Annotated in this window: 25 protein-coding genes; 9 read left to right on the forward strand and 16 right to left on the reverse strand. The window is 71.7% G+C overall.

Translation table 11 applies throughout. From position 1 onward, the window contains the following. Positions 1-4: 4 nt before the first annotated feature. Positions 5-1,495, reverse strand: coding sequence for an anthranilate synthase component I (locus AC3IYJ_RS11115; protein WP_489401146.1), 1,491 nt, complete (start codon positions 1,493-1,495; stop codon positions 5-7). A gap of 11 nt (positions 1,496-1,506) precedes the next feature. Further along, positions 1,507-1,914, reverse strand: coding sequence for a phosphoribosyl-AMP cyclohydrolase (gene hisI, locus AC3IYJ_RS11120; protein ID WP_489401147.1), 408 nt, complete (start codon positions 1,912-1,914; stop codon positions 1,507-1,509). An 84-nt stretch (positions 1,915-1,998) separates the two neighbouring features. On the opposite strand from hisI, the gene AC3IYJ_RS11125 reads away from it, so the two are divergent. Beyond that, the gene (locus tag AC3IYJ_RS11125; protein ID WP_489401148.1) at positions 1,999-2,631 is read left to right on the forward strand and encodes a TIGR03085 family metal-binding protein; all 633 of its coding nucleotides are present in this window, start codon (positions 1,999-2,001) and stop codon (positions 2,629-2,631) included. Between the two features lie 188 nt (positions 2,632-2,819). Here AC3IYJ_RS11125 and AC3IYJ_RS11130 read toward each other — a convergent pair whose 3' ends face one another. Genes AC3IYJ_RS11130 through hisD form a run of 9 tightly spaced genes read right to left on the reverse strand, consistent with a single transcriptional unit; the run spans position 2,820 to position 9,929 of the window. Beyond that, positions 2,820-4,094 (reverse strand): MFS transporter, encoded by a 1,275-nt coding sequence (locus AC3IYJ_RS11130; protein ID WP_489402774.1) that lies wholly within the window; start codon positions 4,092-4,094, stop codon positions 2,820-2,822. Between the two features lie 41 nt (positions 4,095-4,135). Beyond that, positions 4,136-4,891, reverse strand: a complete 756-nt coding sequence (gene hisF / locus AC3IYJ_RS11135; protein ID WP_489401149.1) for an imidazole glycerol phosphate synthase subunit HisF — start codon at positions 4,889-4,891, stop codon at positions 4,136-4,138. Beyond that, entirely contained in the window at positions 4,888-5,310 is a 423-nt protein-coding gene (locus tag AC3IYJ_RS11140) for a RidA family protein (protein ID WP_489401150.1), read from the reverse strand. The genes hisF and AC3IYJ_RS11140 overlap by 4 nt, the downstream gene beginning before the upstream one ends. After that, a complete protein-coding gene (priA, locus tag AC3IYJ_RS11145) occupies positions 5,307-6,041 on the reverse strand; it encodes a bifunctional 1-(5-phosphoribosyl)-5-((5-phosphoribosylamino)methylideneamino)imidazole-4-carboxamide isomerase/phosphoribosylanthranilate isomerase PriA (RefSeq protein WP_489401151.1) in 735 nt (244 codons plus the stop codon). Before priA ends, AC3IYJ_RS11140 begins: the two co-directional genes overlap by 4 nt. Then, a complete protein-coding gene (gene hisH, locus AC3IYJ_RS11150) occupies positions 6,041-6,691 on the reverse strand; it encodes an imidazole glycerol phosphate synthase subunit HisH (RefSeq protein ID WP_489401152.1) in 651 nt (216 codons plus the stop codon). The genes priA and hisH overlap by 1 nt, the downstream gene beginning before the upstream one ends. After that, on the reverse strand, positions 6,688-6,855 hold the full coding sequence (locus AC3IYJ_RS11155) for a hypothetical protein (protein ID WP_489401153.1): 168 nt from the start codon (positions 6,853-6,855) through the stop codon (positions 6,688-6,690). The genes hisH and AC3IYJ_RS11155 overlap by 4 nt, the downstream gene beginning before the upstream one ends. Position 6,856: 1 nt before the next feature. Further along, positions 6,857-7,450, reverse strand: coding sequence for an imidazoleglycerol-phosphate dehydratase HisB (hisB, locus tag AC3IYJ_RS11160; RefSeq protein WP_214949778.1), 594 nt, complete (start codon positions 7,448-7,450; stop codon positions 6,857-6,859). Then, the gene (locus tag AC3IYJ_RS11165) at positions 7,447-8,601 is read right to left on the reverse strand and encodes a histidinol-phosphate transaminase (RefSeq protein WP_489401154.1); all 1,155 of its coding nucleotides are present in this window, start codon (positions 8,599-8,601) and stop codon (positions 7,447-7,449) included. Before AC3IYJ_RS11165 ends, hisB begins: the two co-directional genes overlap by 4 nt. Then, a complete protein-coding gene (hisD, locus tag AC3IYJ_RS11170; RefSeq protein WP_489401155.1) occupies positions 8,598-9,929 on the reverse strand; it encodes a histidinol dehydrogenase in 1,332 nt (443 codons plus the stop codon). Before hisD ends, AC3IYJ_RS11165 begins: the two co-directional genes overlap by 4 nt. Before the next feature lie 146 nt (positions 9,930-10,075). Between hisD and AC3IYJ_RS11175 the strand changes: the two genes are divergently transcribed. Genes AC3IYJ_RS11175 through ybaK form a run of 3 tightly spaced genes read left to right on the forward strand, consistent with a single transcriptional unit; the run spans position 10,076 to position 12,946 of the window. Further along, positions 10,076-11,680 (forward strand): oxidoreductase, encoded by a 1,605-nt coding sequence (locus tag AC3IYJ_RS11175; RefSeq protein WP_489401156.1) that lies wholly within the window; start codon positions 10,076-10,078, stop codon positions 11,678-11,680. Between the two features lie 34 nt (positions 11,681-11,714). Continuing rightward, complete coding sequence (locus AC3IYJ_RS11180) at positions 11,715-12,452, forward strand: LON peptidase substrate-binding domain-containing protein (protein ID WP_489401157.1); 738 nt, start codon at positions 11,715-11,717, stop codon at positions 12,450-12,452. Continuing rightward, complete coding sequence (ybaK, locus tag AC3IYJ_RS11185; protein ID WP_489401158.1) at positions 12,452-12,946, forward strand: Cys-tRNA(Pro) deacylase; 495 nt, start codon at positions 12,452-12,454, stop codon at positions 12,944-12,946. The genes AC3IYJ_RS11180 and ybaK overlap by 1 nt, the downstream gene beginning before the upstream one ends. A 203-nt stretch (positions 12,947-13,149) precedes the next feature. On the opposite strand, the gene AC3IYJ_RS11190 is transcribed toward ybaK, so the two are convergent. From AC3IYJ_RS11190 to AC3IYJ_RS11205, 4 genes are all read right to left on the reverse strand, one after another. Beyond that, on the reverse strand, positions 13,150-13,884 hold the full coding sequence (locus AC3IYJ_RS11190; protein WP_489401159.1) for a hypothetical protein: 735 nt from the start codon (positions 13,882-13,884) through the stop codon (positions 13,150-13,152). A 49-nt stretch (positions 13,885-13,933) separates the two neighbouring features. After that, the gene (locus AC3IYJ_RS11195) at positions 13,934-14,680 is read right to left on the reverse strand and encodes an ABC transporter permease (protein ID WP_489402775.1); all 747 of its coding nucleotides are present in this window, start codon (positions 14,678-14,680) and stop codon (positions 13,934-13,936) included. A gap of 74 nt (positions 14,681-14,754) precedes the next feature. Continuing rightward, positions 14,755-15,795 (reverse strand): ABC transporter ATP-binding protein, encoded by a 1,041-nt coding sequence (locus AC3IYJ_RS11200; RefSeq protein WP_489401160.1) that lies wholly within the window; start codon positions 15,793-15,795, stop codon positions 14,755-14,757. Positions 15,796-15,823: 28 nt separating this feature from the next. After that, positions 15,824-17,155 (reverse strand): NYN domain-containing protein, encoded by a 1,332-nt coding sequence (locus AC3IYJ_RS11205; protein ID WP_489401161.1) that lies wholly within the window; start codon positions 17,153-17,155, stop codon positions 15,824-15,826. A 219-nt stretch (positions 17,156-17,374) separates the two neighbouring features. On the opposite strand from AC3IYJ_RS11205, the gene AC3IYJ_RS11210 reads away from it, so the two are divergent. After that, positions 17,375-17,545, forward strand: a complete 171-nt coding sequence (locus AC3IYJ_RS11210) for a hypothetical protein (RefSeq protein ID WP_384663623.1) — start codon at positions 17,375-17,377, stop codon at positions 17,543-17,545. A 78-nt stretch (positions 17,546-17,623) separates the two neighbouring features. Here the strand turns inward: AC3IYJ_RS11210 and dnaE are convergent, their stop codons facing one another. After that, a complete protein-coding gene (gene dnaE / locus AC3IYJ_RS11215) occupies positions 17,624-21,166 on the reverse strand; it encodes a DNA polymerase III subunit alpha (protein WP_489401162.1) in 3,543 nt (1,180 codons plus the stop codon). 168 nt (positions 21,167-21,334) lie between these two features. Here dnaE and AC3IYJ_RS11220 point away from each other — a divergent pair, with 168 nt between their 5' ends. The 4 genes from AC3IYJ_RS11220 (at position 21,335) to AC3IYJ_RS11235 (ending at position 26,113) form a co-directional block, all read left to right on the forward strand. Continuing rightward, a complete protein-coding gene (locus tag AC3IYJ_RS11220) occupies positions 21,335-22,675 on the forward strand; it encodes a DUF2252 domain-containing protein (RefSeq protein WP_489401163.1) in 1,341 nt (446 codons plus the stop codon). A 79-nt stretch (positions 22,676-22,754) separates the two neighbouring features. Next, positions 22,755-23,447, forward strand: a complete 693-nt coding sequence (locus tag AC3IYJ_RS11225) for a hypothetical protein (RefSeq protein ID WP_489401164.1) — start codon at positions 22,755-22,757, stop codon at positions 23,445-23,447. 65 nt (positions 23,448-23,512) lie between these two features. Continuing rightward, positions 23,513-24,310 carry a DsbA family protein gene (locus AC3IYJ_RS11230; protein WP_489401165.1) on the forward strand — a complete coding sequence of 266 codons (798 nt, stop codon included), beginning with the start codon at positions 23,513-23,515 and terminating at the stop codon, positions 24,308-24,310. Positions 24,311-24,403: 93 nt separating this feature from the next. Next, the gene (locus tag AC3IYJ_RS11235) at positions 24,404-26,113 is read left to right on the forward strand and encodes an alkaline phosphatase D family protein (RefSeq protein WP_489401166.1); all 1,710 of its coding nucleotides are present in this window, start codon (positions 24,404-24,406) and stop codon (positions 26,111-26,113) included. Positions 26,114-26,302: the final 189 nt, after the last annotated feature.

Below are 26,302 nucleotides of genomic sequence, written 5' to 3' on the forward strand. Positions count from 1 at the left end.
CGGTTCACGAGCCGTGGAGGCGGTTCGCCGCTCCCACCGCGCGCAGCACCGCGGCGGCCTTGTTGCGGCACTCCGCGTCCTCCAGTTCGGGCACCGAGTCCGCGACCACTCCGGCCCCGGCCTGGACGTACGCCTTGCCGTCGCGCAGCAGTGCGGTGCGGATGGCGATGGCCGTGTCGGAGTCCCCGGCGAAGTCGAGGTAGCCGACGCAGCCCCCGTAGAGACCGCGGCGGGTGGGCTCCAGCTCCTCGATGATCTGCATGGCGCGCGGCTTGGGAGCGCCGGACAGGGTGCCGGCCGGGAAGCAGGCGGTGAGGACGTCGAAGGCGGTCTTGCCCCGGGCGACGCGGCCCGTCACGGTCGAGACGATGTGCATGACGTGCGAGTACCGCTCGATGCTCATGAAGTCGACGACCTCGACGGAGCCCGGCTCGCAGACCCGGCCCAGGTCGTTGCGGCCCAGGTCGACGAGCATGAGGTGCTCTGCGCGCTCCTTGGGGTCGGCCAGCAGCTCGTCGGCGAGCTCGTTGTCCAGCTGCGGGGTCGCGCCGCGGTGCCGGGTGCCGGCGATGGGGTGGACCATGGCCCGGCCGTCCTCGACCTTGACCAGCGCCTCGGGGCTGGACCCGACCACGTCGAAGCCGTTCTCGAAGCGGAAGAGGTACATGTACGGGGACGGGTTGGTGGCCCGCAGGACCCGGTAGACGTCGAGCGCGGAGGCCTTGCAGGGGGTCTCGAACCGCTGCGAGGGCACCACCTGGAAGGCCTCGCCGGCCCGGATCCGCTCCTTCACGTCCTCGACGGCCTCCTGGTACTTCTCGCCGCCCCACAGGGCCGAGAACTCGGGAAGCTCGGAGTCCGGCAGCGGCATCGGCGCGTACGGGGCGGGCCGTGCGAGGTCGGCCTCCATCGCGTCGAGGCGGGCGACGGCGTCCGCGTACGCCTCGTCCACGCCGGCTTCGAGGTCGTTGTGGTTGATCGCGTTGGCGATGAGCAGGACGGTGCCGTCCCAGTGGTCCAGGACCGCCAGGTCGGAGGTGAGCAGCATGGTCAGCTCGGGCAGCTGGAGGTCGTCGTCGGTGTGCTCACCGATGCGCTCCAGCCGGCGCACGATGTCGTAGCCGAGGTAGCCGACCATGCCGCCGGTGAAGGGCGGCAGGGTGGAGGAGAGGTCGCGCGGGGTGTGCAGGGCCTCGACGGTCTGCCGCAGGGCGTCCAGCGGGTCACCGGAGGTCGGCACGCCGACGGGCGGGGTGCCGATCCAGTGGGCCTCGCCGTCGCGGACGGTCAGGGTGGAGGCGCTGCGGACGCCTACGAAGGAGTAGCGCGACCAGGAGCGGCCGTTCTCGGCGGACTCCAGGAGAAACGTCCCGGGGCGTTCGGCGGCCAGCTTGCGGTAGAGCCCGACGGGCGTGTCCCCGTCCGCCAGCAGCTTGCGGCTGACGGGGATGACGCGGCGGTCGGCCGCGAGCTTGCGGAACGTCTCAAGATCCATGGCGTGGGACCCTACCTCTTCGACTGCGGCTGTTCGGCTTCGGCGGTGGGGCCGGAGGGACCGGCCAGGGGCAGGACGTCGGCATCGAAGCACGTCCGGGCCCCGGTGTGGCAGGCCGCCCCGACCTGGTCCACCCGCACCAGCAGCGTGTCGGCGTCGCAGTCGAGGGCGACGGACTTCACGTGCTGGAAGTGGCCGGAGGTGTCGCCCTTGACCCAGTACTCCTGGCGGCTGCGCGACCAGTACGTGCAGCGGCCGGTGGTCAGGGTGCGGTGCAGGGCCTCGTCGTCCATCCAACCGAGCATGAGCACCTCACCGGTGTCGTACTGCTGGGCGATGGCCGGGACCAGACCGTCCGCGGAGCGCTTGAGGCGGGCGCCGATGGCGGGATCTAGGGAGGACGTACTCATGGATCCCATTGTGCCGGGCCGGTGCTGCCACCACGGCTCCCTGTCCGCCTGATGGGCAGGCGTGGCACGGGTTCCGGCCGTAGGCTGGCCCGCATGTCTACCCATGCGAAGCGTGAACGACTGCTGCTGGCCGATCTGTTGGAGTCGGCCGGGCCCGAGGCGCCGACGCTGTGCGACGGCTGGCGGACGCGGGAGCTCGCGGCGCACGTGGTGGTGCGCGAACGCCGCCCCGACGCGGCGGGCGGGCTCCTCCTCAACGTCCTCAAGGGCCGCCTGGACCAGGCGATGGAGGAGTACGGGGCCAAGCCGTACGAGGAACTCGTGCAGCTGATCCGCACGGGCCCGCCGAAGATGTCCCTCTACTCCCTGAAGCAGATCGACGAGGCGGCGAACGCGGTGGAGTTCTACGTCCACGCGGAGGACGTCCGCCGCGCCCAGCCGGACTGGTCCCCGCGTGCGCTGGACCCGGTCTTCTCCGACTCGCTGTGGTCCCGCCTGGAGAAGCTGGCCCGCCTCACGGGCCGCCGCTCCCCGGTGGGCCTGGTCCTGCGCCGCCCGAACGGCCAGACGGCGGTGGCCCACAAGGGCGCCCCGGTGGTGACGGTGACGGGCGAGCCGGGAGAGCTGACCCTGTTCCTGTTCGGCCGCCAGGCCGCTGCCACGGTGGCCTTGGACGGCCCGGCGGAGGCGATCACGAAGCTCACGGCAGCCCGCCTGGGCATCTGACCCTCCCGGGCCAGGGCCGCCTCAAACGCCGGCGGGGCTGGATTTTCCGCGGCTCGGCGCCTTCAGCCCGTCCAGGGGGCACCTCCCAGCGGTAGCTGGGGGGAGTTTGAGGACCGGGTCCGGGCAGAGCCCAGGGAACGGTGGAAGGGTGGGTAGGGGACCAGCCCCGCAGGGCCGCACCCGCACCCTCAGGCGAAGGCCAGCTCCGCCCGCCGGACCGCAGGCGCCGAGGTGCCGACGATCGCACCCGCCATGGACACCGCGGCTCCCGCCAGGAACACGGGGGTCACGCCCCACAGATCGGCGGCGAAGCCGAAGACGGGATAGGCCAGCGGCGCCAGCCCGACCGCCGTGAAGGCCATCACGGAGCTGACCCGGCCCAGGTACGAGGGATCCGTGGCGGTCTGGATCAGGGCGACCGCCAGGCCTCCGCAGATCCCGCAGACCAGGCCCGTCAGCAGGGCGAGCACGACCGCCACCGGCAGGCTCGGAGCCAGGACCAGCCCGCCGATGCCGGCCGAGCCGAGGATCAGGGTGAGGTTCTGGACCGCCCCGGCCCGGGGGAACCGCGGGATCAGGGTGAGCAGGAGCGCGCTGGACGCCGCGCCCACCCCCATGGCTCCCACGATCCAGCCGACCCCGCCCGCACCCCAGCCGCGGTCCTGCGCGACCAGGATCAGCCCGAGCGTCATCGGCGCGGAGGTGCCCAGCTGGCTCAGCGCCCCGGACAGGACCAGGGGGCCTATCAGCCCGTGCCCCCGTATGTACCGGAGGCCGGACCGGAGCTGGCGCCAGGGGCTCTCCGCGAAACGCGCCGGGGACGCCGGGGACCCCGAGGACCCCGCGGGCTCCCCGAGCGGGGAGATGCGTACCGCCACCAGCAGCGCCAGCGAGAGCCCGAACAGCGCCGAGGCCACCCCGAAGGCCGCCGCAGGGCCGCCGAGGCCCATCGCCAGGCCCGCCACCGGCGGCCCTGCCGTGTGCCCGACGCGCTCGGCGAGGCTGCGCAGTCCCTGGACCCGGACCAGTTGCCCCGGCGCGGCGATCCGCGGCGGCAGCGCGCCGACGGCCGGCATGAACAGCGCGTCCACGACGCCGAAGACGAGCGCGACGAGGACCAGGATCCACAGGCCCGGTGAGGTCAGGGCGACCAGGGCGGCCAGCGCCAGGATCACCGCGCAGCGCACGGCGTCCGAGGAGATCACCACGAGCCGGGGGCCGAAGCGGTCGGCGACCACTCCGCCGCCCAGCATGAGCAGGGCCCGCGGCACCGCGCCGACGGCCATGACCACCCCGACCTCGGCCGGGCCGGCGGTCTGCGCCGCCGTCCAGCCGAGGGAGAGGAAGTAGACCCCGTCCCCGATGAGCGAAGCCCCGTAGGCGGCCAGCCAGCGCAGGACGTTGGCGTCCCGCCAGACGCTGCCTGACCCCGCGCCCCCGCCGTCCCCGACGCCCCCGCCGATGTCGTTCCCGCTCAACCCGCACCCGCCCCCAGGTGGAACCTCTAGCGGACCGGGTGGCCCGCCTCCCGCAGCACGTCCTTGACCTGCCCGATGCGCAGGTCGCCGAAGTGGAACACGGACGCCGCGAGGACCGCGTCGGCCCCCGCCGCGATCGCCGGCGCGAAGTGAGCGAGCTTGCCCGCGCCGCCCGAGGCGATCACCGGGACCGTGACGTGCTTGCGCACGGCCGCGATCATCTCGGTGTCGTAGCCGTCCTTGGTACCGTCCGCGTCCATCGAGTTCAACAGGATTTCCCCGGCGCCCAGTTCGGCCGCGCGGTGGGCCCACTCGACGGCGTCGATGCCGGCGCTCCGGCGGCCGCCGTGGGTGGTCACCTCGAAGGAACCCGATGCGGTCCGGCGGGCGTCGACCGACAGCACCAGCACCTGGCGGCCGAAGCGCTCGGCGATCTCCTGGATCAGCTCGGGCCGCGCGATGGCGGCGGTGTTCACGCCGACCTTGTCGGCGCCGGCCCGCAGCAGCTTGTCCACGTCGTCGGCGGTGCGTACGCCGCCGCCCACGGTCAGCGGGATGAAGACCTGCTCGGCGGTGCGGCGCACCACGTCGTAGGTGGTCTCGCGGTTCCCGGAGGAGGCGGTGATGTCGAGGAAGGTCAGCTCGTCGGCGCCTTCGGCGTCGTAGAGCTTGGCCATCTCGACGGGGTCGCCGGCGTCGCGCAGGTTCTGGAAGTTGACTCCCTTGACGACCCGGCCGTTGTCCACGTCCAGGCAGGGGATCACCCGTACGGAGAGCGTCATGCGGAGCCTCCGGCGACGGGGGCCGGGCCGAAGGCCTCGACCTCCACCTCGACGACCATGCTGGGGTCGACGAACCCGTTGACGATGATCAGCGTCGAGGCGGGGCGGATCTTGTCGAAGAGCTCGCTGTGGGCGCGGCCCACCTCGTCCACGTCCCGGGCGTGCGTGAGGTACAGCCGGGTGCGGACCACGTGCTCGGGGCCGAGACCGGCCTGCTCCAGGGCGGCGAAGGCCACGGAGAAGGCCTTCATCGTCTGGTCGTACGGGCCGCCCGCGTCGGCTCCGGTGCAGCCGGAGACCAGGACCAGCCCGTTGGGGAGCTGCACCGCGCGCGAGTAGCCGAGGACGTCCTCGTAGGCGCCGCCGGAGGAGATGCGCCGGACGTCGGACGGCACGGGGGAAATCTGCTCGGAACTCATGCGGAGACCACCTTCAGGGCTTCTTCGAGCGTGAACGCCTTGGCGTACAGGGCCTTGCCCACGATCGCGCCCTCGACCCCGTCCCCGACCAGGGCGGCCAGCGCGCGCAGGTCTTCGAGGGAGGAGATGCCGCCGGACGCGACGACGGGGCGGTCGGTGGCGGCGCAGACGTTCTTCAGCAGCTCCAGGTTGGGGCCGGTGAGGGTGCCGTCCTTGCCGATGTCGGTGACGACGTAGCGGGCGCAGCCCTCGGAGTCCAGGCGCGCGAGGGTCTCGTAGAGGTCCCCGCCCTCGCTGGTCCAGCCGCGGCCCTTGAGGGTGGTGCCGCGCACGTCGAGGCCGATGGCGATCTTGTCACCGTGCTCGGCGATGGCCTTGGCGGCCCACTCGGGGGTCTCCAGGACGGCGGTGCCGAGGTTGACCCGGGTGCAGCCGGTGGCGAGGGCCGCGGCGAGCGAGGCGTCGTCGCGGATGCCGCCGGACAGCTCGACCTTGATGTCCATGGCGCCGGTGATCTCGGCGACGAGCGCGCGGTTGTCCCCGGTGCCGAAGGCGGCGTCCAGGTCGACCAGGTGCAGCCACTCGGCGCCGGCGGCCTGCCAGGCCAGGGCGGCCTGGAGCGGGGAGCCGTAGGAGGTCTCGCTGCCGGACACGCCGTGCACGAGGCGGACGGCCTGGCCGTCGCGGACGTCGACCGCAGGGAGCAGCTCAAGCTTCTTGGGGGTCGTCATCACAGGGTCTCGATCCAGTTGGTGAGGAGCTGGGCGCCGGCGTCCCCGGACTTCTCGGGGTGGAACTGGGTGGCCCACAGGGCCCCGTTCTCCACCGCCGCGACGAACCGCTCGCCGTGCGTGGCCCAGGTGACCTTGGGCGCCTTGATCAGCGGGTTGGTGACTTCCAGGGTCCAGTCGTGGGCCGCGTAGGAGTGCACGAAGTAGAACCGGGCGTCCTCGTCGAGACCCGCGAAGGCCTGGCTGTCCGCCGGGGCTTCCACGGTGTTCCAGCCCATGTGGGGGACGATCGGGGCCTTGAGCGGGCCGACCGTGCCGGGCCACTCGTCGAGGCCTTCGGTCTCCACCCCGTGCTCGATGCCGCGCTCGAAGAGGATCTGCATGCCGACGCAGATGCCCATGACCGGGCGGCCGCCGGAGAGCCGGCGGCCGATGATCCAGTCGCCGCGCGCGTCCTTGAGCCCCTTCATGCAGGCCGAGAAGGCTCCGACACCGGGGACGAGGAGTCCGTCGGCGTCCATGGCCTTGTCGTAGTCGCGGGTGATCTCCACGTCCGCGCCGGCGCGCGCGAGGGCGCGCTCGGCGGAGCGGACGTTGCCGAAGCCGTAGTCGAAGACCACGACCTTCTTGGTGGGGCTGACTGCGCTCATTCCCAAATCCCCTGAATACGCAGGACTCCGGCGACGAGGCAGAGCGCGGAGCTGATGGCGAGCAGGATGACGACCGACTTGGGCATCTGCTGCTTCTGGAAGGAGTAGACGCCTCCGGCCAGGAAGAGGCCGAGGACGATCAGGATCGTGTTGAGCCCGTTCACGCTAGAGGGCGCCCTTCGTGGAAGGCAGGATCCCGGCCGCGCGCGTGTCGAACTCGGCGGCGTAGCGCAGGGCGCGGGCGAGGGCCTTGAACTGGCACTCCACGATGTGGTGGGCGTTGCGGCCGTAGGGCACGTGGACGTGCAGCGCGATCTGGGCCTGCGCGACGAAGGACTCGAAGATGTGCCGGGTCATCGTCGTGTCGTAGCTGCCGATCATCGGCGCCATGTTCTCGGGCTCGGTGTGCACGAGGTACGGGCGGCCGGACAGGTCGACGGTCACCTGGGCGAGGGACTCGTCGAGCGGCACGGTGCAGTTGCCGAACCGGTAGATGCCCACCTTGTCGCCGAGGGCCTGCTTGAAGGCGGCGCCCAGCGCGAGCGCGCTGTCCTCGATGGTGTGGTGGCTGTCGATGTGCAGGTCGCCCTCGGTCTTGACCGTGAGGTCGAAGAGGCCGTGGCGGCCGAGCTGATCGAGCATGTGGTCGTAGAAGCCCACGCCCGTCGAGACGTCGACCTTGCCGGTGCCGTCGAGGTTTATCTCGACGAGGACCGAGGTCTCCTTGGTGGTCCGTTCGACCCGTCCGATGCGGCTCATGCGTGCTGCTCCTTCTTCAGTGCGCGAACCGCTTCCAGGAACGCGTCGTTCTCGGCCGGGGTGCCCGCGGTGACCCGCAGCCATCCCGGCACGCCGTTGTCCCGGACCAGGACGCCCCGGTCGAGGATCTTCTGCCAGGCGGTGTGGGAGTCCTCGAACCTGCCGAACTGCACGAAGTTCGAGTCGGACTCGGTGACCTCGTAGCCGATCCCGCGCAACTCGGTGACCAGGCGGTCCCGCTCGGCCTTGAGCTGCTCGACGTAGCCGAGCAGGGTGTCGGTGTACTCCAGGGCGGCCAGCGCGGTCGCCTGGGTGACGGCCGACAGGTGGTACGGCAGGCGTACGAGCTGCACGGCGTCGACCACGGCGGGGTGCGCGGCCAGGTAGCCCAGGCGCAGGCCGGCCGCGCCGAAGGCCTTGGACATGGTCCGGGAGACCACCAGGTTCGGGCGGCCCTCGATCAGCGGCAGCAGCGAGTCCCGGTGGCTGAACTCCACGTAGGCCTCGTCCACGATGACCACGGAGGGCCCGGCCGCCTGCGCGGCCTCGTAGATCGCCAGGACGGTCTCCGCCCCGACCGCGGTACCCGTGGGGTTGTTGGGCGAGGCGATGAAGACCACGTTGGGGGCGTGCTCGGCGATGGCCCGCTCCGCCGACTCCAGGTCGATCGTGAAGTCCTCGTTGCGCGGACCGGAGATCCACTCCGTGCCGGTGCCGCGCGCGATCAGCGCGTGCATCGAGTACGAGGGCTCGAAGCCGATCGCGGTGCGGCCGGGCCCGCCGAAGGTCTGCAGCAGCTGCTGGAGGACCTCGTTGGAGCCGTTGGCGGCCCATACGTTCTCCCGTGCGACCGCGTGCTTGCCCGTACGGGTCAGGTAGGCGGCCAGCTCGGTGCGCAGCTCGACCGCGTCCCGGTCGGGGTAGCGGTTGAGGGTGCGGGCGGCCTCGGCGACGCGCTCGGCGATGCGGGCGACGAGCTCCTCGGGGAGCCCGTACGGGTTCTCGTTGGTGTTGAGCTGGACGGGGACGTCGAGCTGCGGGGCCCCGTAGGGGGTCTGGCCGCGCAGCTCGTCGCGGACGGGGAGGTCGTCGATGCCGATGACGGCCGCCGCCTCGTCCTGCGTGCCTGTCGTGTCCTGCGTGCCCGTCATGCCTGCGGAACCTTCCACCCGAATCGTGCCTTGAGAGCCGCGCCGTGCGCGGGCAGGTCCTCCGCCTCGGCCAGCGTCACCACGTGGTGGGTGACCTCGGCGAGGGCGTCCCGCGTGTAGTCGACGATGTGGATGCCGCGCAGGAAGGACTGCACGGACAGGCCCGAGGAGTGGCAGGCGCAGCCGCCGGTGGGCAGCACGTGGTTCGATCCGGCGCAGTAGTCGCCGAGCGAGACCGGGGACCACGGGCCGACGAAGATCGCGCCGGCGTTGCGCACGCGGGCGGCCCAGGCCGCCGCGTCGGCGGTCTGGATCTCCAGGTGCTCGGCGCCGTACGCGTCGACGACCTTGAGACCGTCCTCCAGGGAGTCGACGAGCACGATCGCGGACTGGCGGCCTGCGAGCGCGGGCTTGATCCGGTCCTCGATGTGCTTGGTGGCCGCGACCTGCGGCTCCAGCTCCTTCTCGACGGCGGCCGCGAGCTCCTCGGAGTCCGTCACCAGGACGGCGGCGGCCAGCGGGTCGTGCTCGGCCTGGCTGATCAGGTCGGCGGCGACGTGCACCGGGTCGGCCGTGGAGTCGGCGAGGACCGCGATCTCGGTCGGGCCGGCCTCGGTGTCGATGCCGATCTTCCCGGTGAAGTAGCGCTTGGCGGCGGCGACCCAGATGTTGCCGGGGCCGGTCACCATGTTCGCCGGGGGGCACCCGTCGGGTCCCGAGGTCCCGTACGCGAACATCGCGACGGCCTGGGCGCCGCCGGCGGCGTACACCTCGTCGACGCCGAGCAGCGCGCACGCGGCGAGGATCGTCGGGTGCGGCAGGCCGTCGAACTCGGCCTGCGGCGGGGAGGCCAGCGCGATCGACCCGACGCCCGCCTCCTGGGCCGGTACGACGTTCATGACGACCGAGGACGGGTACACCGAGCGGCCGCCCGGGGCGTACAGCCCCACGCGCTCCACCGGAACCCACTTCTCGGTCACCGTTCCACCGGGGACCACCTGGGTGGTGTGCTCGGTGCGGCGCTGGTTGCGGTGCACGATCCGGGCGCGCCGGATCGACTCCTCGAGTGCGGCGCGGACGGCCGGATCGAGCCCCGCGAGGGCGGCCTCGATCGCCTCGGCGGGCACCCTGATCCGGGAAAGGGTCACTCCGTCGAACTTCTGCGCGTACTCGATCAGCGCCGCGGTCCCACGATGATGGACGTCCTCGCAGATGGGCCGCACCTTCTCCAGGGCGGCTTCCACGTCGAACTCGGCACGGGGCAGCAGATCGCGCAGGGCGCCACCCTCGGGGAGGGTGTCACCGCGCAGGTCGATACGAGAGATCACGTTTCAATTCTCTCAGACCGCCTCGCGCCACCGTTCGTCCGTATCACTGGCTGATACACGCCACGGACGTTCCCGGATGTCACATCGCCCGCTTAGCGTTCGGGTACGCGCGGTGACGTCCACCGCGTCCGCGGAGGGGGGCCGCCATGGCCGAAGCACGTCCGGACGGGGAACCGCCGGATCTCACCGGCCCGGAACAGCGCATGTGGGGCGCGTACCGCACGGGCAGCGTATGCGATCTCAGCGCCCGTACCGCCGAACGGGACGATCCGCACGCCGACACCGCCTGGGGCCCCGAGCGGAGCGTGCGCGCACAGGTCGTGGCGCTGCTGCTGCTCCACGGTCCGGGCCCGGTGCCGGGCCGGGTGGCCTCGCTGAAGCTGCGCGGCGTACGGATCACCGGCCGCCTCGACCTCTCCGGCGGCACGGTCGCCCCGTACGTGGAACTCCAGTCCTGCCGCTTCGACGGCGAGATCCAGCTCTCCGAGACCCGCTTCGGCACGCTGCGCCTGGTCAACTGCGCGATACCCCGGCTGGACGCGGCCCGCCTGCACACCGAGGGCGACCTGCACCTCCAGCGCTGCCGGGTGGCGCGCGGCATCCGGCTGACCGACGCCCAGATCGGCACCGACCTGCTGATCAGCGAGGCCGTGGTGCAGCGGGACAACAAGGGGCGGGCCATGGCGGCCGACGGGATGTCGGTCGCGCAGGACTTCCAGGGCGAGCTGCTGCGCACGTACGGGGAGGTCAGCCTGCGCGGGGCCAAGGTCGGCGTGTCGATGAACCTGCGCGGGGCCCGGCTGTCCAACCCGTACGGGCGGCGCGCGCTGAACGCCCCGCAGCTCACCGTCGAGCGCACCCTGTACCTGACCTCGATCGCGCTGGACGCCACGACGGGCGATTTCGACCCCTCCTCCACTCCCCCGTACGGGATCGGCCTGACCCCCGGCCGGGGCCAGCGCATGCAGCGGTTCGAGTGCCAGGGCGGCCTGCGGCTGGACGACGGCCGGTTCGGCGACGCCGTCGACTTCTACGGCGCCCGCTTCGTCCTGACCGCCGACCAGGAGGTGTCGCTGCGCCGGATCCACACCCCGGAGCTGCGCTTCGTGGGCGAGCGGCCGGAGCTGGGACGGGTGGTGGTGTCGGGGGCGAAGGTGGTCAAGCTCGTCGACATGGCCACCAGCTGGCCGGGCCCGGGCCGGGTCTCCCTGGAGGGGTTCGACTACGAGAACCTCGCGCCCCGGGGACACTTCCCGCTCACCCGGCGTCTGGAGTGGGTGGAGGCGGCCACCCCCGAGTACTCGCCCGAACCGTACGAGCGCCTCGCCGCCGTGCTGCGCGCCTCCGGGGAGGACGCGGACGCCCGGGAGGTGCTGCTGGCCAAGCAGCGGCGCAGGCGCACGACCCTGCCGCCGGCCCTGCGGGCGTGGGGGTACGTCCAGGACTGGCTGGTGGTCTACGGGTACCGGCCGGGCCGGGCCGCCCTGTGGATGGCCGTCCTGTGGGCGGCGGGGGCCCTGCTCTTCTCCTGGCACGAGGCCCCCGCGCCGATCAAGGCGGACGAACACCCCGAATGGAACCCCTCGCTCTTCGCCCTGGACCTGCTGCTCCCGGTGATCGACCTCGGTCAGCAGGACCAGTGGAATCTCAAGGGCGGCTGGCAGTGGGGCGCCGCGGCGCTGGTGGTACTGGGATGGATCCTGGCCACGACGGTGGCCGCGGGGGCGTCCCGCCTGCTGAGGCGGGGGTGACGGCGCCGGCCCCGCGGCCACTACCCTGTGCCTCGTGACCACCGTTCGCCTGCCCCTCTTCCCCTTGAACTCGGTGCTGTTCCCGGGACTCGTCCTCCCGCTGAACATCTTCGAGGAGCGCTATCGCGCCATGATGCGCGAGCTGCTGAAGGCGGGCGAGGACGAGCCGCGCCGTTTCGCGGTCGTCGCGATCCGCGACGGCCGGGAGGTCGCCCCCACCGCCCCGGGCCTGCCCGACCAGACCTCCCTGCCCGAACGCGGCCCGGCCGCCGGTTTCGGCGCGGACCCCATCCAGGCGTTCCACCGGGTGGGCTGCATCGCCGACGCGGCCTCGATCCGGGAACGCGAGGACGGCAGCTTCGAGGTCATGGCCACGGGCACCGTCCGGGTCCGGCTGCTCTCCGTCGACGCGACCGGCCCGTACCTGACGGCGGAGCTCGAAGAGCTCCCGGAGGACGCGGGCGAGGGGGCCGGAGCCCTGGCCGAAGGGGTCCTGCGCGCCTTCCGCAGCTACCAGAAGCGGCTGGCGGGAGCCCGCGAGCGGTCCCTGACCGGTACGGAGCTCCCCGACGAGCCGTCGGTGGTCTCGTACCTGGTCGCGGCGGCGGCCGTACTGGACATCCCGGCGAAGCAGCGGCTGCTCCAGGCCCCGGACATCGCCACCCGCCTCGCGGAGGAGCTCAAGCTGCTGCGCGCGGAGACGGCGGTCATCCGCCACCTCCCGTCGCTGCCGGCGGTGGACCTGACGCGCGCGCCGACGAGCCCGAACTGATGGCGAAGAAGAAGCCGGCGCCTGCCGGTACCCCGGCGATCGTCGCGCTGACGGCCGCGGGCGCCGAGTTCAAGGTCCACGCGTACGAGCACGACCCCTCCCACCCGTCCTACGGCGAGGAGGCCGCGCAGGCCCTCGGGGTATCCCCGAGCCAGGTCTTCAAGACCCTCCTCGCGGACGTGGACGGCACCCTGGTGGTGGCGGTGGTCCCGGTCTCCGGCAGCCTCGACCTCAAGGCCCTGGCAGCCGCGGTCGGCGGCAAGCGCGCGGCGATGGCCGACCCGGCCCTGGCGGAACGCACCACGGGCTACGTCCTGGGCGGCATCTCCCCCCTGGGCCAGCGCCGGCGCCTGCGCACGGTCCTGGACGAGTCGGCCGCCGCCTTCGCCACGATCTGCGTCTCGGCGGGCCGCCGCGGCCTGGAGGTCGAACTGGCCCCCGCCACCCTGATCACCCTGACGGCAGCCGCCACGGCCCCGATCGCCCGCGCGTAGCCGAGCACGGTGCCGTCTCCCGCCGGGGCTGGAAAATCCAGCCCCGCCCGGGGGCACCTCCCAGCGGTAGCTGGGGGGAGTTTGAGGCGCGGGGTCCGGGGCGGAGCCCCGGGGAACGGTGGAACTGGGGGTCCCCCCGGACGGAGTCTGGGGGATGGGTAGGGGACCGGCCCCGCAGGGCCCAACCCCGGCCCACCCAGTGGCTACGGGCGCGGAGGCTCCGCAGCGGACCGATCCGCGGCAGCGTCGGCAGGGGCGGCATCGACCGGAGCGTCGTCAGCCGGAACGGCATCGGCAGGGCCCTGGTAATAGGACGGCCAGGACAACGCCGGAGCCACCACCTCCCGCGGCCCCCACAACGCCATCAGCGCCAGATGGACGATCACCGCGGCCATCGGCCACGCGAGCAGCGCCCCGTGCGCCATGAGCTCCAGCGGTGCGTCGAAGGGAACTCCCTTCCCCGCCCGCCGGGCGACGCCCACCAGGTCCGAGGAGGGGCCCAGCCACAGGCCGACCCGCCAGCCGACCACCGCGGCGAAGGCCGAGCCGAGCACGAGCCCGACCACCTGCGGCACTCCCCCGCGGCGGCGCCACAGGAAGACGGCCGAGGCGCTCAGCACGCCGAACCCGAGCGACAGAAGGAAGAACACCGAGTCGGACCCGATCCGCGCCTCGCTCTCGGTGTCCCGCAGGAACACGGCCTCGCCGTTCGAGACGTACTGCACGCGCGGCGCCAGCCACGCCCACAGCAGCCCGAGCAGCACGCCGGTCACGCCCACCACGAGGGCGATCGCGGCCCCGTCCCGGATGTCGGCCGGGGAAGCCACGCGCTCGGTCTCGGGGGAAACCGCGGGAGAGGTCGGGGGCGCGGCCACGGGCGAAGCCGACGGAAGCGGCGGCTCGTCGGGCTGTTCATGAGAGGTCACGGCTTCGGTCACCCCCACATCGTGCCAGGTGTTTGAGGAGCGGGGCCGACGGCCCCCGACGTCAGCGGACCGCTGCCCGCCGGTACGCCCAGGTCGCCACGGCCAGGGACAGCACGCCCACCGCCGCGCAGACGCCGAGGTCGAGGACGACCGCCGCCCAGTCGGGGTGCGGCTCGAAGGTGCGGGCGAAGGCCTCCACCCCGTACGTGGACGGCAGCAGGTCCCGGGCCCACACGATGACGTCCGGCATCCGCTCGGGCGGCAGCACGCCCAGCAGCAGCGCGGCGGACATCCCGAGCTGCCCGGCCAGGGTGGCCAGCTCCTGGCGGGGCGCGAGCAGCCCCAGCGCGGCGCCGAGCCCGGCGAGCGCGGCCCCGGCCAGCGGCACCACGGCCGCCAGGATCCACAGTCCGCTCATCGGCAGCCCGAAGAGCACGGATCCGAAGACGGCCGTCACCAGCGTGCCCGGCAGGGTGAAAGAGGCGTACGCGGCGGCCGCGCCCAGCACCACCGAGGCGGGCGGCACCGGCAGGGTCGCGTAGTGGTCCAGCCCGCCGCTCGCCCTGAGCTGTCCGAAGTACTGCGCGAGCAGGTTCAGCGCGACGAAGGCCACGACCAGCACCGAGGAACCGGCGACCACGGCCCGCGCCTCGGAACCCCCGTCGACCACGCCCCGCATCAGGATCATGATCCCGACGGACTGGAAGGTGGCCACGAACAGCAGCGGGATGCGCGAGACCCGCGCCCGGGAGAGCTGCGCCCGGTAGACGGCGGCGAGCGCCGGGAAGAACCGGGCACGCGGAGCCAGTACGCCCTCGGCACCCGCTCCGGCGTCGGCGGCCGCGGCGGTGGCCGTGGCAGCGGTGGCGGCGACAGTGGCGCTCACGCCTTCACCAGTCCCTTCGAGGTGCGCCCGCCCAGTGCGAGGTACACGTCCTCCAGGCTCGGCGTGGCCAGCGTGAAGTCGTCGAGGGCCGCAAAGGCCGGGCCACCGGTCACGGCGGCCACCGCCGCCCGCGCCTCGTCCTGTCCGAGCCGCAGCACCCAGCGCCGCCCGGATTCGGTGGCCGCCCCGGCGAGCGCGGCGACCTCGGGGATCTCCAGGGGAGGCGCGGTACGCCAGACGAGTTCCAGGCGGACCTCGTCGGAGACCTCGGCCTTGAGTCCTGCCGGGGTGTCGCAGGCGATGACCCGGCCCTGGTCGATGACGGCGACCCGGTCGAGGACCGTTTCGGCCTCTATGACGTTGTGGGTGACCAGCAGCACGGTGGCTCCGGTCTGCGCGCGGCGCCGGTCGACGGCGGCCCAGACGGCCCGGCGGGCCACGGGGTCCATGCCGGTGGTGGGTTCGTCGAGGACCAGTACGGGCCGCTCCCCCACCAGTGCGGCGGCGAAGCAGGCCAGGCGCCGCTGTCCGCCGGAGAGCTTCTTCAGGGGCCGTCCGGCGATCTCGGTCAGCCCGAGCTCCTCCAGTACGGAGTCCCGCTCGGCCCGTGCGTCGCGCAGCCCGAGCCCGCGCAGCCGGCCGGTGGTCTCGGCGGCCAGGGACACGGTGAGCTCGTCGAGGGCGGTGGATTCCTGCCCGAGGTAGGCCAGTAGCCGGGAAGCCCGCTCGGGGTGGCGCACGAGGTCGTGGCCGAGCAGGGTCACGGAACCGGCGTCGGGCCGCATCAGCCCGGTGAGCTGGCGGACCAGGGTGGATTTGCCGGCGCCGTTGGGGCCGAGCAGGCCGAAGATCTCGCCGCGCCGGACGTCCAGGGAGATCCCGTCGGTGGCGCGGGTCTCGGGCAGGGCCGGGGCCCCGCGCCGTCCGCGTACCGCGGGATACGTCTTGACCAGGTCACGCACCGCGCAGACCACGTCGGAGGCCACTCCCGCGGCCGTTGCCGTGCCCGTTTCAGCCTGTGCTGTGCCCGTTCTCACGAGGGAGCAGCCTACGGGGTTCGCGCCCCTACTCGGCTGCCGGGGCCACCGCCGCGGCGGCCGCGGCCGTCGCGGGGGCCCCGGGGGCCTGCGGGACCACGACGGGAGGCGCACCGCCGGCCGTCACGTGTTCGGCGGCCGCCCGTACGTCGATCTCGCGCCAGAACCCGGCGCGGATGGCGTAGCGGTCGTGCTCGTCGATCTGGTCGTCCTTGTGGGCGAGGAGCCCGAAGCGGGCGGCGTAGCGCAACAGCTCCCCGTCGATGCGGTGCGGGATCCGCGGGTACATGGTGGCGAGTTTCTGCAGGTGGACGCTTTCCGGGAGGCGCTCCATCCAGCGCCGGGCGAAGACCTGGCCGACCTCGAAGGGGTCGCCGCCGACGGTGGTGATGTCCTCCTCGCGGTCCGCCCAGCGCTGCTCGGCGGAGGTGAGCTGGGCGAGGGTGGGCAGCGAGGCGGTCTCGGCGGGCTCGCCGAGCGGCCCGCCCCGGTCGACCCAGCCCTTGTCGGAGGACCAGCGCAGGGCGCTGCCGACCGGGGGCGCCCCGCCCGCCGAGGGCGGGGCGGGGGCCGCGGAGCCGGGGGCGCGCAAGGCGCCCGCGAGGTCCTTGGGGGTCGGTACGGGCCGGCCGTTCGCGGTGGCGGGCGAGGCCGGGCCGGGTACGCCGCCCTCCTCGGCCTCCTCGGAGGTCTCGGGCCGGCTGCCGTTGCCGCGCGCGGCTTCGGCGAGGGCCGCCTCGGGCAGGGGCGCGGAGAGGATGGCGGCGATCTCGGGGCGCGGCGCGGGCGCCGGGGCGCACAGGCCGGTGAGGTCGCGGGCGCGGACGGCCCGGGTGATCCACGTACGGTCCAGGACGCGGCGTTCGTCTGCTTCCGCGACGAGGTCCTCGGACTGGTTGTAGTCGCCGTCGGCGGCCTGGACGGCCCACAGGTGGACGGCGACCCCGTGTTCCTTGGCGGACATCAGGCCGGGCAGCAGGTCCCCGTCGCCCGTGACGAGCACGACGTCCGAGCAGGCGCGGTTGCGGGCGAGCTCGGTGAGCTCGGCGTGCATGGCGGCGTCCACGCCCTTCTGCGCCCATCGGCCGTCGCTGCGGGTCAGGGCGCCCAGGCGGACGGTGACGCGGGGCATGACGCGCAGCCGGCGGTGCTCGGGCTGGGGCACCCGGTCGGGTGCACCGTCGAACCAGTAGATCCGTAGCAGCGGCTGTTCCGTGTCGGCTTCGGCACGCTCGCGCAGCCCCTGGATGAGCGCCGCATGGTCGACGGTGATGCGGGAGCGGGAAGGTTCTCCCGCGAGAAGGCTCGCGGCGGCGCCCAGCAGATAGCCGGCGTCCACCAGGACGACGCAGCGGTCCACGCGTACCACCCTCTTCCCTGGGGGTCCTCTGAGTTTCCTCGAGTCTGCCCGACCGCAAGGGCGTTGACGGCCGGAACTCGATCATCGGCGTGGCGTATCTCTCAGACGTGCGCGGTGGGAGCCCCGACTACGCGCGGTAATGATCCAAAATGCGCCGTTTACGGCGCTGTGTGAGTGTGAAGGCGGTCCTGGCCCCTAGACCCTCACGGAGGTTCCCCCATGGCCAAGAACAAGAACCAGAAGCAGCCGCAGAAGCAGCAGGCCCGCTCGTCGCAGGATCCGTCGAAGACGGAATCCTCCTCCGAGTCGATGTCCTCGTCGCCGTCGCCTTCGCCGTCGCCGCTGGACATGGCGCACAAGAGCAAGCAGAAGCGCTTCGGCCACAACTGACGCCTCCGTGCGGACATGAGGAGGGCCCGCCCCGGTCGACCGGGGCGGGCCCTTCCCGCGTTCTTCGCGCGTCCTCGGCTAGCCGGCCAGGCAGGACGGCCCGAGCAGCACCTTGAGGTCGCCGAAGAGCGCCGGGTCGGGCTTGACCCGGTGCTTGTCGAGGCGGAGCACGGTGGTGGTGCGCGGCCCCTGGAGCTTGATCCGCACCTCGCTGTTGCCCTGGTGGTGGCGCAGGATCTCACCCAGCCGGGTCACCATCGGCGGGGTGACCTTGACGGTCGGGATGGTGAGGACGACGGGGGCGTTGGTCCCGGCGTTGGACAGGTCGGGGACCATCATCTCCATGGCGACCAGCCGGGGGACGTCCTCGCGCTTGTCCAGGCGGCCCTTGACGAAGACCACGGTGTCCTCGACCAGCTGGGTGGAGACGAGCTGGTAGGTCGCGGGGAAGAACATGCATTCGATGGAGCCGGCCAGGTCCTCGACGGTGGCGATGGCCCAGGCGTTGCCCTGCTTGGTCATCTTGCGCTGGAGGCCCGAGATGATGCCGCCGATGGTGACGACGGCGCCGTCGCCGTGCTCCCCGCCGGTGAGCTGGGAGATTCCGGCGTCGGTCTTGTCGGAGAGGACGTGCTCCAGGCCGAAGAGCGGGTGGTCGGAGACGTAGAGGCCGAGCATCTCGCGCTCCTGGGCGAGCAGGTAGGCCTTCTCCCACTCGACGTCGGAGAACTCGACGTCGAGGCCGAAGCCCGGCTCGTCGCTCGCGGTCTCGTCACCCATTCCGCCGAAGAGGTCGAACTGTCCCTCGGCCTCCTTGCGCTTGACCGCGACCACGTTGTCGATCATCGGCTCGTGGTGGGCGACCAGGCCCTTGCGGGTGTGGCCCATCTCGTCGAAGGCGCCGGCCTTGATCAGCGATTCGACGGTGCGCTTGTTGCAGACGACGGCTTCGACCTTGTCCAGGAAGTCGGGGAAGGTGGAGTACTTCCCCTTGGCCTTCCTGGTCTTGATGATCGACTCGACAACGTTGGTGCCGACGTTGCGCACGGCGGTGAGGCCGAAGAGGATCACGTCGTCGCCCTGGGCGGCGAAGTTGGGCTCCGACTCGTTGACGTTCGGCGGGAGCACCTTGATGCCCATGCGGCGGCACTCGTTCAGGTAGATCGCGGACTTGTCCTTGTCGTCCTTGACCGAGGTGAGCAGGCCGGCCATGTACTCGGCCGGGAAGTTGGCCTTGAGGTAGGCGGTCCAGTAGGAGACCAGGCCGTACGCGGCCGAGTGCGCCTTGTTGAAGGCGTAGCCGGCGAAGGGGACCAGGACGTCCCACAGGGCCTTGATCGCCTGGTCGCTGAAGCCCTTCTCCTTGGCGCCTGCCTCGAAGATCACGAAGTTCTTCGCCAGTTCCTCGGGCTTCTTCTTGCCCATCACGCGGCGCAGGATGTCGGCCTCGCCGAGTGAGTACCCGGCGATGATCTGGGCGGCCTTCTGGACCTGCTCCTGGTAGACGATCAGGCCGTAGGTGACGGCGAGGACCTCTTCGAGCGGCCCTTCCAGCTCGGGGTGGATCGGGGTGATCTCCTGCTGCTTGTTCTTGCGCAGGGCGTAGTTGGTGTGCGAGTTCATGCCCATCGGGCCCGGCCGGTACAGGGCGGACACGGCGGAGATGTCTTCGAAGTTGTCGGGCTTCATCAGGCGCAGCAGGGAGCGCATGGGCCCGCCGTCGAACTGGAACACGCCGAGGGTGTCGCCGCGGCCGAGCAGTTCGAAGGTCTTGGGGTCGTCGAGCGGCAGGCCGAGGAGATCGATGTCGATCCCCTTGTTGGCCTTCACCATCTTGACGGCGTCGTCCATGATCGTGAGGTTGCGCAGGCCGAGGAAGTCCATCTTCAGCAGGCCGAGCGATTCGCAGCTCGGGTAGTCCCACTGGGTGATGGTGACGCCGTCGGAGTGGCGGACCCAGACCGGTACGTGGTCGGTGATCGTCTCGCTGGACATGATCACGCCGGCCGCGTGCACGCCCATCTGGCGGACCAGGCCCTCCACGCCGCGGGCGGTGTCGATGACCTTCTTGACGTCCGGCTCGTTCTCGTACATCCCGCGGATCTCGCCGGCCTCGCCGTAGCGGGGGTGCTGCGGGTCCAGGATGCCGGAGAGCGGGATGCCCTTGCCGAGGACGTCGGCGGGCATGGCCTTGGTGAGGCGGTCGCCCATGGCGTACGGGTAGCCCAGGACGCGCGCGGAGTCCTTGATCGCGTTCTTGGCCTTGATGGTGCCGTAGGTGCCGATCATGGCGACCTTGTCGGCGCCGTACTTCTCGGTCACGTACCTGATCACCTCGACGCGCCTGCGCTCGTCGAAGTCGATGTCGACATCGGGCATGGAGACGCGCTCGGGGTTCAGGAAGCGCTCGAAGATCAGACCGTGGGTGATCGGGTCGAGGTCGGTGATGCCCATGGCGTACGCGACGATCGAGCCGGCCGCGGAGCCTCGGCCGGGGCCGACCGCGATCCCCTGGTTCTTGGCCCACATGATGAAGTCGGCGACCACGAGGAAGTAGCCGGGGAAGCCCATCGAGATGATCGTGTCCATCTCGTACTCGGCCTGCTTCATCCGGTCGTCCGGGATGCCTCCGGGGTAGCGGCGCTGCATGCCCCGCATGGTCTCCTCGCGGAACCAGGTGACTTCGGTGTAGCCGTCCGGGATGTCGAACTTCGGCATCAGGTTCCGGAACTGGAACATGCCCTCGGTGTCGATCTGGTCCGCGACCAGCTTCGTGTTGGCGCAACCCTCCTGCCAGGCGTCCGAGGAGTCGATGGCGTACATCTCGTCCGTGGACTTCAGGTAGTAGCCGGTGCCGTCGAAGCGGAAGCGGTCCGGGTCCGAGAGGTTCTTGCCGGTCTGGATGCAGAGCAGGGCGTCGTGGGCGCCGGCCTCGCTGGCGTAGGTGTAGTGGGAGTCGTTCGTCACCAGCGGCGGGATGCCGAGCTTCTTGCCGACCTCCAGCAGCCCGTCGCGGACCCGGCGCTCGATCTCGATGCCGTGGTCCATCAGCTCCAGGAAGTAGCGGTCCTTGCCGAAGATGTCCTGGTACTCGGAGGCGGCCTTGAGGGCCTCGTCGAACTGGCCGAGGCGCAGCCGGGTCTGGAGCTCGCCGGAGGGGCAGCCGGTGGAGGCGATCAGGCCCTCCGACCACTTGGAGATGGTCTCCTTGTCCATGCGCGGCCACTTGGTGAGCCAGCCCTCGGCGTACGCGTCGGAGGACAGCCGGAAGAGGTTGTTCAGGCCGGTGGAGTTCGCCGCCCAGATCGTCTTGTGGGTGTAACCGCCGGAACCGGACACGTCGTCGCGCTTCTGGTGGGGTTGGCCCCACTGGATGCGGCGCTTGTTGCGCCGGGACTCCGGGGCGACATATGCCTCGATACCGATGATCGGGGTGATTCCGGCCTTCTTCGCGGTGTGGAAGAAGTCGTACGCCCCGTGGAGGTTGCCGTGGTCGGACATCGCGATGTGCGACATGCCCATCTCGTTGCACGCATTGAACATGTCCTTCAGCCGCGCGGCACCGTCCAGCAGGGAGTACTGGGTGTGGACGTGCAAGTGCGTGAACGGCGTCTTGGACACGGTGGGGATCCTCCGGCGGGGAGAGAGTGTGGCAGCCCTGAAGTCTACGTCGGCCGGGTGACAGATCCCGGGCACCGACCGGTACGGTCATCCGTTGCAGAGCCAAGGACAGTGTCCGAAATCCGATCCAGCACGCGATCGACCCAGCGCCACCAGGAGGCACCCGCCATGGCGGTACCCGAGACGACCGACGAACAGCGCGCCGAGCAGATACTGGATGTGTTCGACATCGCGTTCGGCGAGCTCCTCGCCGCCGACCCAGCCGCCTTCCAGGTCAAGTTCCGGAAGATGGCGGCCTCCGCCTTCGCCTTCTACCGGGGCACGGCCTGCCTCTTCTACTCCGACCTGGAGCGCGAGCGGCACGGCGGCCCGTACCTGGACGAGCGCACCGGCCGGGTGTGGATCCACGGCGATCTGCACGCCGAGAACTTCGGCACCTACATGGACGCCAACGGCCGCCTGGTCTTCAACGTCAACGACTTCGACGAGGCCTACGTCGGCCCCTTCACCTGGGACCTCAAGCGCTTCGCCGCCTCCGTCGCCCTGATCGGCTACACCAAGGCGCTCAGCGACGAGCAGATCAGCGGGCTCGTGCGGACCTACGCGGCGGCCTACCGGGAGCGGATCCACCAGCTGGCGACCGGCGCCAAGCACGACGAGGTCCCCTCCTTCACCCTGGACACGGCCGAAGGCCCGCTGCTGGAGGCCCTGCGCGCGGCCCGCCGCCGCACCCGCTTCGCCCTCCTCGACTCGATGACCGAGATCCGGGACCATGAGCGCCGCTTCTCCCCCGGCGGCGGGACCATCGAGCTGGACGCGGCCACCCGCTACAAGGTGCTCGCCGCCTTCGACGGGTACCTGGAGAGCCTGCCGGACGAGTCCCTGGTGCGCCCCGACTCCTACCGGGTCAAGGACGTGGTGGGCCGCCGCGGCGTCGGCATCGGCTCGGCGGGCCTGCCCTCGTACAACATCCTGCTGGAGGGGCACAGCGACGCCCTGGAGAACGACGTCGTGATCTACCTCAAGCAGGCGCAGACCCCGGCGGTGTCCCGGCACATCACCGACCGGGAGGTGCGGGACTACTTCCAGCACGAGGGCCACCGCACGGTGATCTCCCAGCGGGCCCTGCAGGCGCACGCCGACCCGTTGCTGGGCTGGACCGAGCTGGACGGCTCGGGGCAGCTGGTGGCGGAGGTCTCCCCGTACGCGGTGGACCTCGACTGGTCGGACCTGGACGATCCGGAGGAGATCGCGGCCGTGGTCGCGGACCTGGGCCGGGCGACGGCGACCATGCACGGCGCGGCCGACGAGCAGGAGAGCGGCCAGACGCTGGTCCCCTTCTCCACGGAGCGGGCCATCGACGCGGCCATCGCCGCCGACGAGGAGGGGTTCGCGGAGCTGCTGGTGGACTTCGCCCACGCCTACGGGACCCGGGCGCGCGCCGACCACCAGATCTTCGTGGACCTCTTCCGCAACGGGCACGTCCTGAACCAGCGCCAGAACCGGTAATCCACCCAAAGGGGATGGTTCGGTCTTCAATCGGGACCTGCGACCCTCCCTCACAGGGACTCATGGCACACTCGCGGCGATGGGCATATCCGGGGTAGGGCTACGAGGGCTGCGGGCCGCGCTGTTCAGCGCGCTCGTCGTGCTGCTCTCGGCCGGCTCGCACGTCCTGATGTCCCAGGTGCCGCTGCCTCCCGCCCTGGTGGGAGGGGCTTTCGCCACGGTGTTCGCGATCGCCTACGCCCTGGCCGGACGCGAGCGGGGCCTCGGCCCCATCGCCGGACTGCTCGTGCCCCTGGAGCTGGCCGCCGACACCGTCTTCACCGCGGGCCAGCACCTCTGCTACGGGCCCGCAGGCGGTCCCGTGTCGGGCCCCCTGCGCGCCCTCGGCCTGGCCGACCTGTGCGGCGGCACCCCGGTGGGCGGACCGCTGACCCAGGTGGGCGGCGGCTCCGCCGACGCGGCCGCGCTGCTGGCCGCGCCCGGAGCGTGGACCCCGTGGCTGCTGCTGGGCGCGCACGTGTGCGTCGGGCTGGTCGCCTCGGTGTGGCTGCGGCACGGGGAGCGGGCGCTGGGCCGGCTGCTCGACGCGGCCGCCGCCTGCGCCTTCCGGCCGCTGCGCCTGGCCTCGGCCCGGGTGGCCACGGCCTTCGGCTCGGCGCCGCGCACGCCGCGGCCGGCGCTCGCCCGCACGGGGGCCCGTACCCGGTTCCCCGCACATTCCGTGGGACGGCGGGGACCCCCTCGCGCATTCGGCGCGCTCGCTCGCGCCTGACGCACGCAGGGCAGTCCCCCCTTTCACCCGGCTTCCGGACGAAGCCAGACCCCACGGAGATCATCATGAGCTCACGCAACAGCCAGGCGAACAAGGCCGCCGCCCGCGAGCGGCTGCGCGCCGAGCGCGAGGCGCACGCCAAGAAGGCCAAGGTCCGCCGCCAGGTGTTCGTGGCCGCCGGCGTCGCCGCCGCCCTCGCGCTGGCCGGCGGAGTCGGCTACCTGGTCGTGCAGGCCAACAAGCCCGGCGAGTGGGACGCGGCCGCCAAGGCCGACGTGGTCGCGCCGAAGAACACCACGGGCGAGAACGGCACCACCGTCGTCATAGGCAAGGCCGACGCCAAGAAGACCCTGGAGCTGTACGAGGACTCGCGCTGCCCCGTCTGCGCCACCTTCGAGCAGACGGTCGGCCCCCAGGTCAAGAAGGACATCGACGCCGGCAAGTACAAGATCCAGTACATCGGCGCCACCTTCCTCGACAAGGGCATCCCGGGCAGCGGCTCGAAGAACGCCCTGAGCGCGCTGGGCGCCGCGCTGAACGTCAGCCCCGAGGCGTTCCTTGAGTACAAGACGGCCCTCTACTCCGCGGCGAACCACCCGGAGGAGAAGGACGACAAGTTCGCCAAGGACGACGTCCTCCTGTCGATCGCGGACCAGGTCCCCGCGCTCAAGGGCAACGCCGAGTTCAAGAAGGCCGTCGAGGACGGCACGTACAACCGGTGGGCGCTGGAGATGTCCAAGACCTTCGACAAGAGCGGTGTGACGGGCACGCCGACGCTGAAGATGGACGGCAAGAAGATCGACCCGCTGCCGCAGACGCCCGAGGCGTTCACGACGGCGATCGACAAGGCCATCGCGGGCTGATTCCGCGGCTGGACCACCGACGGGCGGGCGAACTCCGAGAGTTCGCCCGCCCGTTGCTTTCAGACGTCTGTCCGAATCGGATACCCGTCGGTAATGTGGCCGTCCGTGACCAGTCAACTCTCCTCTCCTGCCTCGGAGTCGACTTCCCCGTCGACCCCGAACCGCCGCACGGTCGTCCTGGGTGCCGCGGCCACGGCCGCCCTCGTCCCGATGACCGCGCTGAGCACCGGCACCGCGCAGGCCGCGCAGAGCGCGCCGTCCGGCGCGGCCGCCGGTGCCCCCGCCTTCCTGCACGGCGTGGCCTCCGGCGACCCGCTGCCCGACGGGATCCTGCTGTGGACCCGCGTCACCCCGACCGCCGCGGCCGTACCGGGCTCCGGCGCGGGCCCGGCCACCGTCGTGGACTGGGAGATCGCCGAGGACAAGGCCTTCTCCAAGGTGGTGGCCCGCGGCTCCGTCACCACGAGCGCCGACTCCGACCACACCGTCAAGGCCGACGTACGGGGACTGCGGCCGCAGACGGCCTACTGGTACCGGTTCACCGCTGGGGGCACCGTCTCCCCGGCCGGCCGGACCCGTACCGCCCCCGCCGCCGAGACCACCACCCCCGGCGTCCGCTTCGGCGTGGTCTCCTGCGCGAACTGGGAGTCCGGCTACTTCTCCGCGTACCGGCACCTGGCCGCGCGGGCCGACCTGGACGCGGTCCTGCACCTGGGCGACTACATCTACGAGTACAAGACCGGCGGCTTCCCCGAGGCGAAGTACGTCGTACGCCAGCACGCGCCGCTGCACGAGATCCTCACCCTGGCCGATTACCGCACCCGCCACGGCAAGTACAAGACGGACCCGGACCTCCAGGCCCTCCACCTGGCCCACCCGATCATCGCGATCTGGGACGACCACGAGATCGCCAACGACAGCTGGTCCGGCGGCGCCGAGAACCACGATCCGGCCACCGAGGGCGACTTCGCGACCCGCGCCGCCGCGGCCCGCCGCGCCTACTTCGAGTGGATGCCGGTCCGCACCTCCACCGAGGGCACCGTCTACCGCCGGCTGCGCTTCGGCACCCTGGCCGATCTGCACCTGCTGGACCTGCGGACCTTCCGGTCGCAGCAGGTGGGCATCGGCAGCGGCAAGGTGGACGACCCGGAGCGCACCATCACCGGGCGGGCCCAGCTGGACTGGCTGAAGGCGGGGCTGGCGGGCTCCCAGGCGACCTGGAAGCTGGTGGGCACTTCGGTGATGATCTCGCCGGTGGCCTTCGGGGCGCTGCCCGCGCACCTGCTGGAGCCGCTCGCGGGGCTGCTGGGCCTGCCCAAGGGCGGGATCGCGATCAGCGCGGACCAGTGGGACGGGTACACCGACGACCGCCGGGAGCTCCTGGGCCACCTGACGGACCGGGGCATCCGCAACACCGTCTTCCTGACCGGCGACATCCACATGGCGTGGGCGAACGACGTCCCGGTGACGGCGGCCACCTACCCGTGGTCGAAGTCGGCGGGGGTGGAGTTCGTGGTGACCTCGGTGACCTCGGACAACATCGACGACCTGCTGCACGTGCCGGCGGACACGGCCTCGCTGGTCGCGGAGGCGGCGATCAAGACCGCCAACCGGCACGTGAAGTGGCTGGATATGGACGCCCACGGTTACGGCGTCCTGGACGTGACCGCCGAGCGTTCCCAGATGGACTACTACGTGGTCTCCGACAAGCGCCGCCAGGACGCGACGAGTTCCTGGGAGCGCTCGTACCGGACGCTGAACGGGACGCAGAAGGTGGAGCGGGCGGACCAGCCGGTGCGCTGATCATCTGTCATTTCTGTTGTCCGGAGGGGCGCCTGGTGCACAGGAGGCGCCCCTCCGCCATCACACGCAACAAATCTTTTACTTCCGAGGTCTTGCCGACCAAATGACATGCACACGTAAGCTCGGCGCCGCGTGAGGATTCCCCACTCACGTCCCCCACCATGCTCCGAGGAGTCAACGTGCGCGCTG

Source organism: Streptomyces sp. GL_140 (genome assembly GCF_057834465.1).

Excerpts from the sequence above, each read along its gene's own strand:
- AC3IYJ_RS11235 (WP_489401166.1), top strand. The coding sequence starts at position 24,404 with ATGTGGCCGTCCGTGACCAGTCAACTCTCCTCTCCTGCCTCGGAGTCG.
- AC3IYJ_RS11125 (WP_489401148.1), top strand. The coding sequence starts at position 1,999 with ATGTCTACCCATGCGAAGCGTGAACGACTGCTGCTGGCCGATCTGTTG.
- priA (WP_489401151.1), bottom strand. The coding sequence starts at position 6,041 with ATGACGACCCCCAAGAAGCTTGAGCTGCTCCCTGCGGTCGACGTCCGC.
- AC3IYJ_RS11140 (WP_489401150.1), bottom strand. The coding sequence starts at position 5,310 with ATGAGTTCCGAGCAGATTTCCCCCGTGCCGTCCGACGTCCGGCGCATC.
- hisF (WP_489401149.1), bottom strand. The coding sequence starts at position 4,891 with ATGACGCTCTCCGTACGGGTGATCCCCTGCCTGGACGTGGACAACGGC.
- hisI (WP_489401147.1), bottom strand. The coding sequence starts at position 1,914 with ATGGGATCCATGAGTACGTCCTCCCTAGATCCCGCCATCGGCGCCCGC.
- AC3IYJ_RS11220 (WP_489401163.1), top strand. The coding sequence starts at position 21,335 with ATGGCGGTACCCGAGACGACCGACGAACAGCGCGCCGAGCAGATACTG.
- AC3IYJ_RS11230 (WP_489401165.1), top strand. The coding sequence starts at position 23,513 with ATGAGCTCACGCAACAGCCAGGCGAACAAGGCCGCCGCCCGCGAGCGG.
- ybaK (WP_489401158.1), top strand. The coding sequence starts at position 12,452 with ATGGCGAAGAAGAAGCCGGCGCCTGCCGGTACCCCGGCGATCGTCGCG.
- AC3IYJ_RS11225 (WP_489401164.1), top strand. The coding sequence starts at position 22,755 with ATGGGCATATCCGGGGTAGGGCTACGAGGGCTGCGGGCCGCGCTGTTC.
- hisB (WP_214949778.1), bottom strand. The coding sequence starts at position 7,450 with ATGAGCCGCATCGGACGGGTCGAACGGACCACCAAGGAGACCTCGGTC.
- AC3IYJ_RS11210 (WP_384663623.1), top strand. The coding sequence starts at position 17,375 with ATGGCCAAGAACAAGAACCAGAAGCAGCCGCAGAAGCAGCAGGCCCGC.
- AC3IYJ_RS11165 (WP_489401154.1), bottom strand. The coding sequence starts at position 8,601 with ATGACGGGCACGCAGGACACGACAGGCACGCAGGACGAGGCGGCGGCC.
- AC3IYJ_RS11115 (WP_489401146.1), bottom strand. The coding sequence starts at position 1,495 with ATGGATCTTGAGACGTTCCGCAAGCTCGCGGCCGACCGCCGCGTCATC.
- hisH (WP_489401152.1), bottom strand. The coding sequence starts at position 6,691 with ATGAGCGCAGTCAGCCCCACCAAGAAGGTCGTGGTCTTCGACTACGGC.
- AC3IYJ_RS11175 (WP_489401156.1), top strand. The coding sequence starts at position 10,076 with ATGGCCGAAGCACGTCCGGACGGGGAACCGCCGGATCTCACCGGCCCG.